Origin of the sequence: Herbaspirillum sp. UBA812, assembly GCF_002296545.1 — a bacterium.
GTDB lineage: Bacteria > Pseudomonadota > Gammaproteobacteria > Burkholderiales > Burkholderiaceae_D > Herbaspirillum > Herbaspirillum huttiense.
In genome coordinates, this window is record NZ_DBIC01000082.1 from 1 (window position 1) to 15,680 (window position 15,680).

A 15,680-nucleotide genomic window follows, 5' to 3' on the forward strand; every position below is an offset into this window, starting at 1 on the left:
GAGACCGTGCCCAAGGAAAGCTATCGCACCCCGCTGAAGCAGGAAAACATCGACTTCATCAAGCGCGCCATGGTAGGCGTGGTCAAGGAAGGTACGGGCGCAGCCGCCTTCCGGGGCGCGCCCTACGAGTCGGGCGGCAAGACCGGTACGGCGCAGGTGGTCAACATCGCCAAGAACCAGAAGTATGATTCCAAGAAGCTTTCGCGCATCTACCACGACAACGGCCTCTACATCGGCTTTGCGCCGGCCGACGCGCCGCGCATCGCCATTGCGGCCGTCGTTGAGAACGGTGGCTGGGGTGCCGGCGTGGCTGCCCCGCTGGTGCGCAAGGCCATGGATTACTTCATGCTGGGCAAGCGCCCCAATGAGCCGATCAAGTCGGTCGCGCCCGAGGCGGTGAGCCCGGATACCCCGGTCGAAGGTTCCACCTCCGAAGACGCCGGCAGCAGCAATACGCCGACCGTCCAGCCGGATGTGCAGGAATGAGGCCTGACATCGCAACAAGCAGTACGCACGAGGAGCCGGCATGAGCCTGCAACGTCCGCCCCTGTGGCAAATCATCAAGCCGCACCTGACGGTGTTCGACGGCGCGCTGTCGCTGATCGTGTTCCTGATCCTGTCGGTGGGCATCGTCACCCTCTATTCGGCTGGTATGAACTTCCCCGGCCGGGTGGAAGACCAGCTGCGCAACATCCTGGTGGCCTTCATCGTCATGTGGGTAGCCGCCAACGTCTCGCCCCAGCTGCTGCTGCGGCTGGCCGTGCCGGTCTATACGGTGGGGGTGACGCTGCTCATCGCGGTGGCGCTGTTCGGCATCATCAAGAAGGGCTCGCGCCGCTGGCTCAACATCGGCATGGTGGTGCAGCCTTCCGAGATCATGAAGATCGCCATGCCGCTCATGCTGGCCTGGTACTTCCAGAAGCGCGAAGGCATGCTGCGCTGGGATGCCTTCCTGGTGGCGGCGATCCTGCTCCTGATCCCGGGCTTTCTGATCATCCGCCAGCCCGACCTGGGCACCGGTCTGCTGGTGCTGGCCGCCGGCTTCTACGTCATCTTCTTTGCCGGCCTGCCCTGGAAGATCCTGCTGGGACTCTTCGTGGCAGGCGCGGCCAGCCTGCCGGTGGTGTGGTCCTTCATGCACGATTACCAGCGCCAGCGCGTCATGATGCTCATCGACCCGACCTCCGATCCGCTGGGCAAGGGCTTCCACATCATCCAGTCCACCATTGCCATCGGCTCCGGGGGCGTCACGGGCAAAGGCTGGCTCATGGGCACCCAGACGCACCTGGAATTCATCCCCGAACGCACCACCGACTTCATTTTCTCGGTCTATTCGGAGGAGTTCGGACTGATCGGCAACTGCGTGCTGCTGGTGCTGTACCTGCTCCTGATCGGGCGCGGCCTGATGATCACGGCCAATGCGCCTACGCTCTTCACGCGCCTCCTGGGCGGGGCGATCACGATGATCTTCTTCACCTATGCCTTCGTGAACATGGGCATGGTCAGCGGCATCCTGCCGGTGGTGGGCGTCCCGCTTCCCTTCATGAGCTATGGCGGCACCGCGCTGGTCACGCTGGGCTTGGGCGCAGGCATCCTGATGAGCATCCAGCGCCATCGCAAACTGGTTCAAAGCTGATCCAAACGCGTACTTTTCTTCTTGCATTAATGGCAAGTTTGCGAGGATTCGTGAACTTGCTGTACTGACGAGTTGTCAGCCTCGGTGCATTGCAGTCTGGTATCGTTGCGAACATTCCGGCCGGGACCCGCAAGCACCAGGCCCCGCGCATCGACTGTTGACCAAGGACAGCCCATGGAAACACCCACTCTAGACCATCACCACCCGCGCGCCTCCCTGGGCCGCGCCCTGCGCTGGGGCACGCTGCTGCTGCCCTTGCTGCTGGCCGCTTGCGGCACCACCCAGCAGGCCCCGCGCCAGACCGCCCAGGCACCGGCCACCCCCACCAAGTCCGCCGGTACCCGGCCCTCCAACGTCCCGGCGCTGCCGGCGGCGGGGTCGGGGCGCGGCGGCTACTACAAGGATGACGGCCCCGGCGATCACATCCCCGATGGCCTCTTGGACGTGGCCGATGCCGAACCCCAGGTGGAACCGGTCTCCAAGGCCGCCAGCCGGCCTTATGCGGTGTTCGGCAAGACCTACGTGCCGATCACGGACAACAACCAGCCCTTCATCCAGCGCGGCGTGGGCAGCTGGTATGGCAAGAAATTCCATGGCCAGAAGACCTCTTCGGGTGAACTCTACGACATGTACAAGATGACGGCCGCGCATCCCACGCTGCCCATCCCGTCCTACGCCCGGGTGACCAACCTGAAGACCGGCAAGCAGGTCATCGTGCGCATCAATGACCGCGGGCCCTTCCACTCCAGCCGCATCATCGACCTCTCCTACACGGCCGCGCTCAAGCTCGGCTACCTCGGCACCGGCAGCAGCGAGCTGGAAGTCGAGCGCATCCTGCCGGAAGAAGCCCAGCGCATGGCCGATGCACGCCGCAATGGCGGCGGCACCACGCTGGCGGCGGCCGATCCGATCAACCGGGCTGCCGATACCGGGGCCGGTGGGCAGGGTGTCTCCACCGGACCGGTGGAAATCAATACGGTCAGCGCGCAAAGCCTGCCACCGCAGCCGACCGTGGCGGCGGTACAGCCCATCAACGCCAGCACCAGCAGCGCCGCCGGTGGCGCGGGCATGGCCGGGGGCGGTGGCATCATCAATGCCGTGGCCAGCGGCTCGGCCCCTTCGCCGGCCATGCCGCAGGCGGTGCCGCTGACGGCCGGCTATTACCTGCAGTTCGGTGCCTACTCGCAGGAAGCCAATGCCCTGGTGGCGCGCGACAAGCTGCTGCCCAGCCTCTCCGGCATCGTCGACAGCATGCAGGCGGTGCAGGTCAACGGTCTCTATCGCCTCTATGCCGGCCCCTACCCGACCCGTCCGGCAGCGCAGAACGCGGCCATGCTGGTGCGCCAGCGCAGTGCTGGCACGCCGTTCATCGTGGAGCGTTGAGCCGCGTTCGGTTTTTGGGAATTTTCTTCATCCGCCCTGCAGAGGCATTTCAACGCAGGGCGGCGTGGTGGGCGATGCAGGGGTGCCCCGCAAAAAACTTCATTTGATCGCCCGAACGGGCTGAACCGGGGGCCTGTGCGGCTTCAGGCGTCCTCGTCCTCTTGCGCGTCTTGGCGGATCTGCAGGGCGCGTTCATACAAGGCATTCTTTTTCTGGCCGGTGATCTGCGCGGCCAATGCCGCCGCCTGCTTGACCGGCAACTCTTCCAGCAGGATGCGCAAGACGCGCTCGCCCTCGGCATCTTCCCCCTCGACCGGCTGCGCCCCTTCCAGCAAGACCACGAATTCCCCGCGCTGGCGGTTGGCATCCTGCTCCAGCCAGGCCACGGCCTCGCCCAGCGGGCAGCGGTGGATGTGCTCGAAGAGTTTGGTCAGCTCGCGCGCCAGCACCACCTGGCGGGTGGGGCCGAAGACCTGCAGCATGGACTGCACGGTCTCGACGATGCGGTGCGGGGCTTCATAGAACACCAGCGCGGCCTGCAGCGCCACCAGTTCCTGCAAGGCGGTCTCACGCTGGCGGGTCTTGGCTGGCAGGAAGCCGACGAAGTGGAAGCGGGCATCGGTCAGGCCCGAAGCCGACAAGGCCGTCACCGCCGCCGAGGCACCGGGCAAGGCGATGACCTGGAACCCTGCGGCGCGCACGGCGTCCACTACACGGGCGCCGGGGTCGGAGATGGCCGGGGTACCGGCGTCCGAGACCAGGGCCACGCGCTGGCCGGCCTGCAGGCGTTCGATGATCTTGGCGGCGGCTTCGCGCTCATTGTGTTCGTGGGTTGCCAGCAACTGCTTGGAAAGGCCATAACGCTGCAGCAACTGGCTGGTATTGCGGGTATCCTCGCAGGCCACCGCGTCAGCAATGGCCAGCACATGCAGGCCGCGCAGGGTGATGTCGCAGACGTTTCCGATGGGCGTGGCCAGCACATATAATGCCGACACCGGATAGCTTTGCTGGGCGGCATCCTGCAGGATGGAGGCGGCGACGCTGGAATTCTGATTCATTGGAGGGGGCGGGATGTTCACAAGTTGGAAGAAAATGACCGCGCAAGCGGCCCTGCTGGCAGGCATGCTGGCACCATGGATGATGCCGGCTGGCGCCGCAGCAGCCGACAGTGTACCTCTGCTGGCCCAGGCTGCCACGCCTGGCACGGTCGACCCCGCCCCGCTGGCCCTGCCGCCGGGCACCTCCCCCGAGATGGAATCGGCTGCCATCGGCGCACCCGCTGTGCCGCCACCCGCAACCCCGACACCCGTGCGCGTGGCCCTGCTGCTGCCCTCGCGCAGCGGTGCCTTCGGCGCGGCTTCCGATGCCGTGCGCACGGGCTTCCTGACGGCCTATTCGCGCCAGAAGGAAAATATCCAGCTGGCCATCGTCGAGACCGGCGACTCCGCGCCTGACATGCAGCGCGCCTATGACGACGCGTCCGCCAAGTTCGACATCGTGGTCGGCCCGCTCTCGCGCAGCGCCGTCACCGCCGTGGCGCAGAGTGGCCGCGTGAGCAAACCCACGGTGGCGCTGGCGCAGCCCGACATGAATGGCGAAACCGAATTGCAGTTGCCGCCGCAGATGCTGGCCGTGGGCCTGTCCATCGACGAGGAAGCGCGCCAGGTCGCCAACTGGGTCGAGAAGGAAAAGGCCCCCGGCAAGATTTTCGCCATCTCCACCGGCACTGCCTGGCAGAAGCGCGCCGCCCGCTCTTTCCAGCTGCGCGCGCGCCAGCTTGGCCTGCAGGTGGAAACGCTGGAACTGAGCACGCCCTCCAACGCCCTCTCCGCCCCCGGCCTGGCGCAACTGGCCAAGCGTGTGGAGCAGGAAAAGCCGGCCCTGATCTTCGTCGCCCTGGATGCGGCGCAGACCGTGCAACTGCGCAGCGCCGTGGGCAACGACCTGCCGCTGTACGGCACTTCGCAGATCAATCCCTACACCCTCAAGCGCGACAACCCCAACGACAAGCTGCCGGAGCTCGATGGCGTGCGCCTCATCGACATCCCCTGGCAGTTGCAGCCGGACAACATGGCCGTGGCCCGCTACCCGCGCCCGGCCGTCAATGACAACGAGCGCCCCAATCCCGACCTGGCACGCCTGTACGCCCTGGGCATCGATGCCTACCGGGTGGCCTACGGCATCGCCCAGAAGCAATCCGGCTTCGACATCGACGGCGTCACCGGCCGGCTGAACGTGAACATGGTCAGCGGCGGCACCACCTTCTTCCAGCGCCAGGAAACCCAGGCCGTCTACCAGGATGGCTGGCCGGTGCCGATGGCCGACCAGTACTGAGGCCATCGTGGCGCCAGGCAGCCTGCTGCGGCGCACGGCGCGCCAGCGTACCGGGGACGATGGCGAGGACCGGGCGCTGGCCTACCTGCAGGCGCAGGGCCTGCAGCTGGAGCAGCGCAATTTCCGCTGCAAGGGCGGCGAGATCGACCTGATCCTGCGTGAGGGCAGCACCATCGTCTTCGTGGAAGTGCGCGCCCGCGCCAGTAGCGCCTATGGCGGTGCGGCCGCCAGCGTCACGCCGGCCAAGCAGCGGCGCCTGCTGGTGGCCGCCCAGGTCTGGCTGCAAGGACAAGCGCGCCTGCCGGCCTGCCGCTTCGACGTGGTGACGGTGGAAGGCGGCCGGTTGCAGTGGCTGCGCAACGCCATCGAGGCCTGAGCAGCGGCTGTTTTGGCGCGACAACGGGCCGCTGGCGTATCATGTGCGACCGGATTCCGGAAACTTCTCTTTACGAATTGCCCGGACTTGGCCGCGTTCAAGTCCTCTATAATCGCAGGCACTATGACAAATCCCCGCATCCTCGCCCATTTCCAGGAAAGCGCCGACCTGAAGATGAAGGCCGCCAGTGTTCTGGCCCAACCGATCGAACAGGCGATTGAACTAATGTTCACTGCACTGTCGAATGGCAACAAGATTCTTGCCTGTGGCAATGGCGGATCGGCTGCCGACAGCCAGCACTTCGCCGCCGAACTGGTGGGCCGCTTCGAACGTGAGCGCCTGCCGCTGCCGGCCCTGGCGCTGACCACCGATACGTCCATCCTCACCGCCGTCGGCAACGACTACAGCTACCAGGAAATCTTCTCGAAGCAAGTCCAGGCCTTCGGCCAGGCCGGCGACATCCTGCTGGCCTTCTCGACCTCGGGCAATTCGGGCAACATCCTGGCCGCCATCGAAGTGGCGCACGAACGCGACATGCGCGTGGTGGCCCTGACCGGCAAGGGTGGCGGCAAGATCGGCAAGATCCTGACCGACGCCGATGTGCATATCTGTGTGCCGCATGAACGCACTGCGCGCATCCAGGAAGTGCATCTGGTGTCGCTGCACTGCATTTGCGACGGTATCGACGTCGCGCTTTTTGGAGATGATGCGAATGAATGATGCACGATCCTTGTTGACCCGCCTGCGCCGTCCGTTGGCGGCCGTGGCCCTTGGCGGCATGGTGGCCCTGAGCCTGCAGGGTTGTTTTGCGGTGTTTGCCGGCGGTGCGCTGGCCACCACCTTCGCCGCCACCGACCGCCGCACCCTGGGGGCGCAGACGGAAGACAAGTCCATCGTGGTCAAGGGCGAAGCCCGCATTCCCGAAGTGGTGGCCTCCGGCTCCCACGTCAACGTGACGGCCTTCAACCGCAAGGTGCTGCTCTCGGGCGAAGTGCCGGACGAAGCCTCCAAGGCCGCCGCCGAGCGTGAAACCAAGGCCATCCAGAACGTCGACACGGTGTACAACGAACTGGAAGTGGGCCCGTCCTCCAGCTTCGGTTCGCGCTCCAGCGATGCGCTCATCACCAGCAAGGTCCTGGCCAGCCTGGTGGACGACAAGACGCTGTACTCCAGCGCCTTCAAGATCACCACCGAGCGCGGCATCGTCTACATGCTGGGCCGCGTGACCCAGCGTGAAGGCCAGCGTGCGGCGCAGATCGCCAGCGGCGTCTCCGGTGTGAACAAGGTCGTGACCCTGTTCGAATACATCACCGAGGACGAACTGAAGGACTACCAGCGCAAGCCGGCCAGCGAGAACAAGTCCACCAGCTGATGGCAGCTGCGTAGCTGATGCAGGTCAAACCGCCGGCGAGTCCGGCGGTTTTCACATAGAGCGGCCGCCCGCAGGATTCTGCGGCGAGGTCTATAATGCTTCAGTTCAACGAGGCTGCCGTATGCAGTAGCGGGCCTCTTCCCGCAGTCCGGATCCGGAGTTTCCCATGCAAGCACAGGCCAACGCGCCCAAGAGCGGTCTCATGATCAAGCTGGCAGCCATCCTCGTGGTGGCTGCAGTCGCCGCCCTCGCCTATTTCAAGGTCAATGCCGGCAATGCCGCGCCCGACGTCACCTTCACCAAGCTCGATGGCCAGCAAGTTGCGCTGAAAGACCTGCGCGGCAAGGTGGTCATGGTCAATTTCTGGGCCACCAGCTGCACCACCTGCGTGGGCGAGATGCCGCAGATGATAGACACCTACAACAAGTTCAAGGACCGTGGGCTGGACTTCGTGGCCGTCGCCATGAGCTATGACCCGCCCAACTACGTGCTGAACTACACCGAAACCCGCAAGCTGCCCTTCAAGGTCGCACTGGACCCGCAAGACACGCTGGCCAAGGCCTTCGGCGACGTCAAGCTGACCCCGACCACCTTCGTCATCGGCAAGGATGGCAACATCATCAAGCGCTACGTCGGTGAGCCGCAGTTCGCCGAACTGCACCAGTTGCTGGAAAAGGCGCTGGCGGCCTGAGCCCGTACCGCTCGCCCCTCCCCCCTTGAAAGCCGGCTTGATGCCGGCTTTTTCATGTCCGTCGTTGTGATGAAAATTGGCAGGGTGACAATTAACAAGGAACATCCCCGCCCTTGCCGCAGTCCAAGAAATTCATATTGTTGCCAAGACAAGCGCCTATTGATGCAGGTGCCTGCCGACATCCTGGACAACATCGACAACACAAGGAGGCCACCATGAAATTCCGGACCATTTTCCTCATCGTGCTGCTGGCGCTGGTCGCCATCTTTGCCGCCGTCAACTGGACGGCCTTTACGGCCACGACCACGCTCTCGCTGATCTACACCGAATTCCAGGCACCGCTGGGCGCGGTGATGCTGGGCGTGGTGGTGGTGCTGACGGCCTTCTTCCTGCTCTACATCCTGGCCCTGCAGACCAGCGTGATGCTGGAAAGCCGCCGCCTGACCAAGCAGCTGGAAGCCCAGCGCGCCCTGGCCGACCAGGCCGAGCATTCGCGCTTCAACGACCTGCGCGGCTACCTGAAGACCGAGCTGGAACAGCTGCAACGCCGCCAGACCGAACAGCAAACCCTGCTGGCACAGCGCCTGGATGCCTTGCAGCGTGACATCCACCAGCGCGTGGAACAGACCGAGAACGCCGTCGCGGCCCAGGTCGGGGAGCTCGATGACCGCCTGCAGCGCCAGCGCGTGACCACCGTACCTCAGAATTTGGCATAAACCTTCCAACGCGCACGCAAAAAAGGCTGGAACCTCGCGGATCCAGCCTTTTTCTTCATTTAATGCCTTTTAGCGGCATTTCCGAGGCACTTAGACGCCGTAACGGGTCCGATACGCTGCCACCGCATCCTTGTACTGGCTCAGGCGGGCATCGCCGCCGTTGGAGATGTACTCGAAGAGGTCATTGAGGTTGCCGATGGAGATGACCGGCATGTCGTACTCGCGCGCCACTTCCTGCACGGCCGACAGCTCGGAGAGTGCGCCATCCTTGCCCGAGCGCTCCATGCGGTCCAGTGCGATCAGCACGGCGCAAGGGGTGGCACCGGCGGCGCGGATCATGTCCACCGACTCGCGCACCGAAGTGCCGGCCGAGATGACGTCATCGATGATGACGACCTTGCCCTGCAGCTTGGCGCCGACGATGGTGCCGCCTTCGCCGTGGTCCTTGGCTTCCTTGCGGTTGAAGGCGAAGGGGACATTGCGGCCCATGCCGGCCAGCGCCACCGCGGTGGCCGAAGCCAGGGTGATGCCCTTGTAGGCGGGGCCGAACAGCATGTCATATTCCACGCCCGAATCCTGCAGGGTCTGGGCGTAGAAGCGGGCCACCTGGGCCAGGGTCGCGCCCTCGCTGAAGAGGCCGGCGTTGAAGAAGTAAGGCGAGGTACGGCCCGCCTTGGTGACGAATTCGCCAAAGCGCAGCACGCCGGCCGATACGGCGAATTCGATGAATTCCTGTCTCAAGTTGCTCACAATGCATTTCCCGGGAAGAGTCAAAACGGAAGGTGCGGACCGCGCCCGCTTGCCGCCGGGCAAGGCAGCGCGGTGGCAAAGCCTTCATCAGGCCGCCATTTTAAATGATTCATCCTATCGGTTATGCTACCGGCCTGATTGAACACACTTCTGCAGCAAGCAAACAGGACATCCATGCCAAAAATCGTCTCCGCCAACCTCAACGGAATCCGTTCAGCCGCCAAGAAGGGCTTCTTCGAGTGGCTGCAAAAGGAAGCGCCGGACTTCGTCTGCGTGCAGGAACTGAAGGCCCAGGCGGCCGACATGACCGAAGACTTCCTGGCCCCGGCCGGCTATGTCGGCCATTTCCACTATGCCCAGAAGAAGGGCTACTCGGGCGTGGGCGTCTACAGCCGCCGCCAGCCGGATTCGGTGCGCATCGGCTTCGGCAATACCGAATTCGATGACGAAGGCCGCTATGTCGAATGCGACTACGGCGACCTGACCGTGATCTCGCTCTATGCGCCCTCGGGTTCCTCCAGCGAGGAACGCCAGGAAGCCAAGTTCCGCTTCATGGAAGCCTTCCTGCCGCACCTGATGGAGTTGGAAAAGAGCGGCCGCGAAGTGGTCATCTGCGGCGACTGGAACATCGCCCACAAGGAAATCGACCTGAAGAACTGGAAGAGCAACCAGAAGAATTCGGGCTTCTTGCCGGAAGAACGCGCCTGGATGACGCGCATCTTCGACCAGCTGGGGCTGGTGGACGTGTATCGCCGCCTGCATCCGGAAACCACCGGCGAAGCCTACACCTGGTGGAGCAACCGCGGCCAGGCCTGGGCCAACAACGTGGGATGGCGTATCGATTACCACGTCTCCACGCCGGGCATTGCGGCCAAGGCGGTGAGTGCAGCGATCTACAAGGAACAGCGCTTTTCGGATCATGCGCCGCTGACGGTCGTGTACAGCGACTAAGCAGCCGCCGAACCAGATCGGCCTCGCCAAGAAAAAGCCCTCGCACCGTGAAGTGCGAGGGCTTTTTCGTTTCTGGCCGCCGGAGGATCAGGCGTCCGGAGCCGCGGCCTTCTTCGGCGTCGCCTTGCGCAGGGCCGGCTTCTTGGCCGCTGCCGCCTTGGTCTTGGTGGCCGTGGTCTTGGCGGCCGTCTTGGTCGCCGTCTTCTTGGCGGCCGGCTTGGCTACTGCCTCGTCGGCACCGTCATCGGCGGCCGCTGCGGCAGCCTTGCCCTTGGCGGGAGCTTTGGCCTTGCGTTCCTCGAACTCGAAGCTGATCTTGCCATCCTTGCCACGCACCAGGAAGGCCTTGAAAGGCCGGCGCGTCCGTTGCGAGATGAAGCCCGGCAGCAGGTCGGTCTTGCCGTCGTTCAAAAGCTTGGCCATCTGCTCCGGCAGGATTTCCTGCTGCAGGATGATGCGGCTGCTGCGGAAGTCGCAAGCCTTGGGCTTGGCCACGGTCTTCTCGCAGACATAGGCCAGGCCCATTTCGTAGACGCCGCTGCCGCACTTGGGGCAGGCGCCCAGCGGGGTCTGCTCGCTGAAGTCCACCGGCTCGCCGCCTTCGCCATCAGCCTGGTCCTGGCCGAAGTCGAATTCCAGCTTGAAGTTCTTGATCTCTTCGTCGCGCGAAATCTTCAGGATGGCCGCAAACGGACGGCCCATCTTGGAGCGGAAGCCCTGCAGCGGACCGATGGTGCGGTTCTGCAGCAGCTCTTCCACTTCGGCGATTTCGAACTGGCGGCCACCGGGCACCTTGCTCATCGAGAATTCGCACTTGGTGCAGGCGAAGCGACGGTAATTTTCCTTCACCACGCCACCGCAGTTGGGGCAAGGCGTCTGCAGCGTCGCATAGTCGCCGGGGATGGTGTCGTTGTCGTATTCCTTGGCGCGCTTGACGATGATCTGGGTCATCTGCGCGATCTCGCGCATGAACTCGTCACGGCTGATCTTGCCGCGCTCCATCTGGGCCAGCTTGTGCTCCCACTCGCCGGTCAGTTCAGGTTCGGTCAGTTCATCCACGCCCAGGCCGTGCAGCAGCGTCATCAGCTGGAAGGCCTTGGCGGTGGGCATCATTTCGCGGCCTTCGCGCAGCAGGTACTTTTCGTTGAGCAGGCCTTCGATGATGGCCGCACGCGTGGCTGGCGTGCCCAGGCCCTTGCCGGCCATGGCTTCGCGCAGCTCATCCGAATCCACCAGCTTGCCCGCGCCTTCCATGGCCGACAGCAGCGTGGCTTCGGTGTAGCGGGCAGGCGGCTTCGTGACCAGGCCGTTGGCGGTGACCTTGTCGGTCTTGACCTTCTCGCCCGGGGCCACGGCCACCAGGTTGCCGCTGCCTTCCTTGTCCTTGTCGTCTTCCTCGACCTGCTTGCCGTAGATGGCCAGCCAGCCGGGGTTGATCATCACTTTGCCTTCGCTCTTGAACTGGTGGCCCGACACTTCCGTGAAGCGGGTGGTCACCTGGAACTCGGCCGGCGGGAAGAACACCGCCATGAAGCGGCGCGTCACCAGGTCGTAGAGCTTCTGTTCCGGCTCCGACAGGTTCTTGGGCACCTGGGTAGTCGGGATGATGGCGAAGTGGTCGCTGATCTTGGTGTTGTCGAAGATGCGCTTGTTCGGCTTGACCCAGCCTTGCTTCAGGATCTGCTTGGAGAACTGGTGGTAGTTGTTGTTCTCCGCCAGCGCCTCCATGGTGTCCTTGACCGTGTTGATGTAGTCCTCGGGCAGGTGGCGCGAGTCGGTACGCGGATAGGTCAGCACCTTGTGCTTTTCATACAGCGCCTGGGCCAGGCCCAGGGTGTTCTTGGCCGAGAATCCGAAGCGCGAGTTGGCCTCGCGCTGCAGGCTGGTCAGGTCGAACAGGCCCGGCGACATCTGCGTGGTCGGCTTGGATTCCTCGGTGACATTGCCCGGCTTGTCGCGGCAGGCGGCCACGATGGAATCGGCAGCGGCTTTGCTCCACAGGCGCTCGGGGCGCTTCTCGGGATCGGCTTCATCCTTCTTGTGACCCTTGTCCAGCCAGCGGCCCTTGTAGATGCCGGCAGCGCAGACGAATTCGGCGTGCACTTCCCAGTAGTCACGCGGGATGAACTTCTTGATCTTCTCTTCACGCTCGACCACGATGGACAGGGTCGGCGTCTGCACGCGGCCCACGGTGGTCAGATAGAAGCCGCCTTCCTTGGAGTTGAAGGCGGTCATGGCACGGGTGCCATTGATGCCGATCAGCCAGTCAGCTTCGCTGCGGCAGCGCGCGGCATTGGCCAGCGGGAGCATTTCTTCATCATCGCGCAGATGGGCGAAGCCCTCGCGGATGGCGCCGGGCGTCATCGATTGCAGCCACAGGCGCTTCACCGGCTGCTTGGCCTTGGTGTATTGCGCGATCAGACGGAAGATCAGTTCACCTTCGCGGCCCGCGTCACATGCGTTGATGAGGGTGGTCACATCCTTGCGCTTGATGAGCTTGGAGAGCACCTTCAGGCGCGACTCGGTCTTGGCAATCGGATTGAGCGCAAAGTGCGGCGGAATCATCGGCAGGTGGGTAAAACTCCACTTGCCGCGCTTGACGTCGTATTCCTCGGGGACTGCGATTTCCAGCAGGTGACCGACGGCCGAGGACAGGATGTACTCGTCGGATTCGAAATACTCATCGTGCTTGGTGAAGCCGCCGAGCGTCTTCGCGATGTCGTTCGCGACAGAGGGCTTCTCGGCAATGATGAGGGTCTTGCTCATAGGTATGGGTCTCGGTAGTGAGAGGTCAGTTGCTGGTGTGCTGCGGGAGTCGCATCAGCCTCACGTGGGGCCGGACTGCTCCGAAACAACACCATGCCATCCCAGGCGGTCAACGATAGGCGGCGGCAAGCTACGCAAGTGGCCGGCGTTTCATTGCCTGTGGACAACGGAATTTTTATATAGTAGCCAATATCAGGCCAATGCGGGGGAATGATAAGCGTGATGCAAATGAAACGGCAAGCACAAGGGCTTGCCGTTTCGGTGATTCATGCGCTTTCGGCGGCTTTTATGTTCATTCATGCCGAATTGGCTTGAAATGAAGCAACAGCGCCGGGATGCGGCGTCAGCACGTTGTCAGCAAGGCTCCCTCCCAGCCCTGTCGCTCGTGCCAGGCCGGTGCGTTCAGTGCAGCAGGCGCGGTTCGGTATCGTCTTCGTCGAGGAACAGCTCCTCGAACATCAGGCCGTCCGGTTCCTTGCCCTGGCTCCACAGCACCATCAATACGATGACCTTGAGTTTTTCCAGGGTGATCGGCGCTTCACCGGCGGCCAGGGCGCGCTCGATGACGATCTCGCGCTGGATCGGGTCCAGCATCTTGGCCGATTCGAGGAACTGGATGAAACCGATGGCTTCCACGCCCAGAATGTCACTTTCCTGGGTCGCATAGATGCGCGTACCGAAGGAAAAGGCGGTCTGTCGGGGATAGTTGTCGGCGAATTCGTGATTGGCGACTTCAAGATCAGTCAGCCATCCGAGTGCCTGGGAGATTTCATCTTCTTCGAAACCGATCGCGGACAACTTTTTGACGAGCGCCTCGGGTTCGGGGCAGGCATCAGGGCGATAGTAGGTTTCGTACAGGTAAACGAGGACATCAAACATGTTCGTACTCTATCGCGAAGGTTATGAATGTACAAGTCAGCCAAGGCCAGTATGGCAGGATTTGCGGCGATGCGGGGATAATTTCTTCACACGATGCGACGATAACGTGCACCCGGCAGCAGCTCCACCCAACCCTGCAGTTCCAGGGTTAGCAAACTCCCTGCCAGGCCCGCTGCATCAAGGCCGCAGCGCAACGCGAGGGTATCGGCATCGACCGGGTCATGGCCCAGGCTCTGCAATAACTGTTGGCTTGCCGCATCGAGCTCTTCCATGGCGCGCGACGAAGTTGCCTGCACAACAGCTTGCTGCTTCGGCAATGTGGACCAGCCGGGCAGCTCATCAAGAATATCCTGCGTGGTCTCGACCAGCTTGGCCCCTTGCCGGATCAGTTGATGGCAACCCTTGGACAGCGGCGCGTGGATCGACCCCGGAATGGCAAACACATCCCGCCCCTGCTCGGCCGCCATGCGCGCGGTGATGAGCGAACCCGACCGGGCCGCCGCCTCCACCACCAGCACGGCGCGCGACAAGCCCGAGATCAGGCGGTTGCGGCGCGGAAAGTTGGCTGCCAGCGGCGGCGTGCCCAGCGCATATTCGCTGACGATGCAGCCGCCCTCGGCGATGCGTTGTGCCAGCGCGCGATTGCGCTGCGGATAATCCAGGTCGATGCCGGTACCGATGACCGCCACCGTCGAGCCCGGCCCGGCCAATCCGCCGGCATGGGCCGCGGCGTCGATGCCCAGCGCCAGTCCGGAGACGATGGTGATGCCCGCACGGCTGAGCTCCTCCGAAAACCGGCCCGCATGCTGCACTCCCTGCGCCGTGGCATTGCGGCTGCCCACCACCGCCAGCGCATTGCCCGACAGCAGTGCCGGATTGCCGCGCACGTAGATCAACAAGGGAGGATCGGCAATCTGCAGCAAGCCCGGCGGATAGCTTGCATCGGCCAGCGTGATGACCGATTGGCCCGGCACCTGCACCCAGGCCAGCGTGGCGGCGATGCGCTCATGCTGCTGTGCGGTCGGCGCGCACACCAGGCGGGCCGCCACCGGGGCCGGCACCACCGCCCGCAAGGCCGCCTGATCGGCCTGCCAGATGCCCTGCGGCAAACCGAACACCGCCAGCAGCCGGCGCGCCAGTACCGGCCCGATGCCCTCGGTCATGGCCAGGCGCAGCCAGGCAGCCAGTTCTGTGGCCGGATCGGCAATAGTGTCGTGGAAAGGCTCTTGCATGAGGATAGATGAAGTGTTGTACATCGGCCGCCCGCTCAAGGCCGTGCGGCGCGGCTCTCCGGGCGGGCCTGTGGCGGGCTGTGATACACTTTTCCAAAAAACGGGAATCTCCTGGCCGCCGCGCCACGCCGCACAGGCCTGCCAGGACCGGCATTGTGCGGTGGCCGTGCTTGAAGCGTCGCGCTTCGGCCGCATTTACATGACAAATCCCGAAATGAATTTCCCGCACGCTCGCAAAATGACGAGATCCGGCCCGAACCAGGTCCCCCGAGACCGAACCCCAAGCTTACCGAGAACACACGTATGGCCCTGCTGAACATCCTCCGTTATCCCGATCCGCGCCTGCACAAGGTTGCGGTCCCCGTAACCGTCTTCGACGAGCGCATCAAGAAGCTGGTGGCCGACATGGCCGAGACCATGTATGCCGCCCCCGGCGTGGGCCTGGCGGCCAGCCAGGTGGATGTGCATGAACAGGTGGTGGTCATCGACGTCTCCGATGAAGGCAAGAACCTGCAGGTCTTCATCAACCCCGAGATCCTTTGGGCCAGCGAAGAGAAGCGCGTCTACGACGAAGGCTGCCTGTCGGTGCCCGGC

General features: G+C 63.8%; 16 protein-coding genes. 11 read left to right on the forward strand and 5 right to left on the reverse strand.

The window, feature by feature from the left end; translation table 11 throughout:
- From B3873_RS05280 to B3873_RS05290, 3 genes are all read left to right on the forward strand, one after another.
- The coding region (locus B3873_RS05280; RefSeq protein WP_286864444.1) for a penicillin-binding transpeptidase domain-containing protein at nt 1-486 on the forward strand (486 nt) is incomplete at its 5' end.
- 40 nt (nt 487-526) lie between these two features.
- Nucleotides 527-1,636 carry a rod shape-determining protein RodA gene (gene rodA, locus B3873_RS05285; protein ID WP_034340689.1) on the forward strand — a complete coding sequence of 370 codons (1,110 nt, stop codon included), beginning with the start codon at nt 527-529 and terminating at the stop codon, nt 1,634-1,636.
- A 174-nt stretch (nt 1,637-1,810) separates the two neighbouring features.
- Entirely contained in the window at nt 1,811-3,019 is a 1,209-nt protein-coding gene (locus B3873_RS05290) for a septal ring lytic transglycosylase RlpA family protein (RefSeq protein ID WP_252696735.1), read from the forward strand.
- A 143-nt stretch (nt 3,020-3,162) separates the two neighbouring features.
- On the opposite strand, the gene rsmI is transcribed toward B3873_RS05290, so the two are convergent.
- Nucleotides 3,163-4,077 carry a 16S rRNA (cytidine(1402)-2'-O)-methyltransferase gene (rsmI, locus tag B3873_RS05295; RefSeq protein WP_286864452.1) on the reverse strand — a complete coding sequence of 305 codons (915 nt, stop codon included), beginning with the start codon at nt 4,075-4,077 and terminating at the stop codon, nt 3,163-3,165.
- 13 nt (nt 4,078-4,090) lie between these two features.
- Between rsmI and B3873_RS05300 the strand changes: the two genes are divergently transcribed.
- The 6 genes from B3873_RS05300 (at nt 4,091) to B3873_RS05325 (ending at nt 8,508) form a co-directional block, all read left to right on the forward strand.
- A complete protein-coding gene (locus B3873_RS05300) occupies nt 4,091-5,353 on the forward strand; it encodes a penicillin-binding protein activator (RefSeq protein WP_286864455.1) in 1,263 nt (420 codons plus the stop codon).
- Nucleotides 5,354-5,360: 7 nt separating this feature from the next.
- Nucleotides 5,361-5,729, forward strand: a complete 369-nt coding sequence (locus B3873_RS05305) for a YraN family protein (RefSeq protein ID WP_286864458.1) — start codon at nt 5,361-5,363, stop codon at nt 5,727-5,729.
- Between the two features lie 123 nt (nt 5,730-5,852).
- Entirely contained in the window at nt 5,853-6,449 is a 597-nt protein-coding gene (locus B3873_RS05310; protein WP_039782952.1) for a phosphoheptose isomerase, read from the forward strand.
- A complete protein-coding gene (locus B3873_RS05315; protein ID WP_039782950.1) occupies nt 6,442-7,101 on the forward strand; it encodes a BON domain-containing protein in 660 nt (219 codons plus the stop codon). The genes B3873_RS05310 and B3873_RS05315 overlap by 8 nt, the downstream gene beginning before the upstream one ends.
- Before the next feature lie 166 nt (nt 7,102-7,267).
- On the forward strand, nt 7,268-7,792 hold the full coding sequence (locus B3873_RS05320) for a peroxiredoxin family protein (protein ID WP_286864461.1): 525 nt from the start codon (nt 7,268-7,270) through the stop codon (nt 7,790-7,792).
- 215 nt (nt 7,793-8,007) lie between these two features.
- Nucleotides 8,008-8,508: a signal transduction histidine kinase gene (locus B3873_RS05325; protein WP_034340000.1), complete on the forward strand. Its 501-nt coding sequence runs from the start codon at nt 8,008-8,010 to the stop codon at nt 8,506-8,508.
- A gap of 90 nt (nt 8,509-8,598) precedes the next feature.
- On the opposite strand, the gene pyrE is transcribed toward B3873_RS05325, so the two are convergent.
- Nucleotides 8,599-9,258 (reverse strand): orotate phosphoribosyltransferase, encoded by a 660-nt coding sequence (gene pyrE / locus B3873_RS05330; RefSeq protein ID WP_008333588.1) that lies wholly within the window; start codon nt 9,256-9,258, stop codon nt 8,599-8,601.
- 174 nt (nt 9,259-9,432) lie between these two features.
- Here pyrE and B3873_RS05335 point away from each other — a divergent pair, with 174 nt between their 5' ends.
- Nucleotides 9,433-10,209 (forward strand): exodeoxyribonuclease III, encoded by a 777-nt coding sequence (locus B3873_RS05335; RefSeq protein ID WP_039790188.1) that lies wholly within the window; start codon nt 9,433-9,435, stop codon nt 10,207-10,209.
- 87 nt (nt 10,210-10,296) lie between these two features.
- Here the strand turns inward: B3873_RS05335 and B3873_RS05340 are convergent, their stop codons facing one another.
- From B3873_RS05340 to dprA, 3 genes are all read right to left on the reverse strand, one after another.
- Complete coding sequence (locus tag B3873_RS05340; protein WP_286864466.1) at nt 10,297-12,975, reverse strand: DNA topoisomerase III; 2,679 nt, start codon at nt 12,973-12,975, stop codon at nt 10,297-10,299.
- Nucleotides 12,976-13,377: 402 nt separating this feature from the next.
- The gene (locus tag B3873_RS05345; protein ID WP_034339991.1) at nt 13,378-13,854 is read right to left on the reverse strand and encodes a DUF494 family protein; all 477 of its coding nucleotides are present in this window, start codon (nt 13,852-13,854) and stop codon (nt 13,378-13,380) included.
- Between the two features lie 86 nt (nt 13,855-13,940).
- Nucleotides 13,941-15,086, reverse strand: a complete 1,146-nt coding sequence (gene dprA / locus B3873_RS05350; RefSeq protein WP_286864469.1) for a DNA-processing protein DprA — start codon at nt 15,084-15,086, stop codon at nt 13,941-13,943.
- Nucleotides 15,087-15,389: 303 nt separating this feature from the next.
- Here dprA and B3873_RS05355 point away from each other — a divergent pair.
- Nucleotides 15,390-15,680: peptide deformylase (locus tag B3873_RS05355; protein ID WP_286864471.1), on the forward strand; the 291-nt coding region annotated here is incomplete at its 3' end.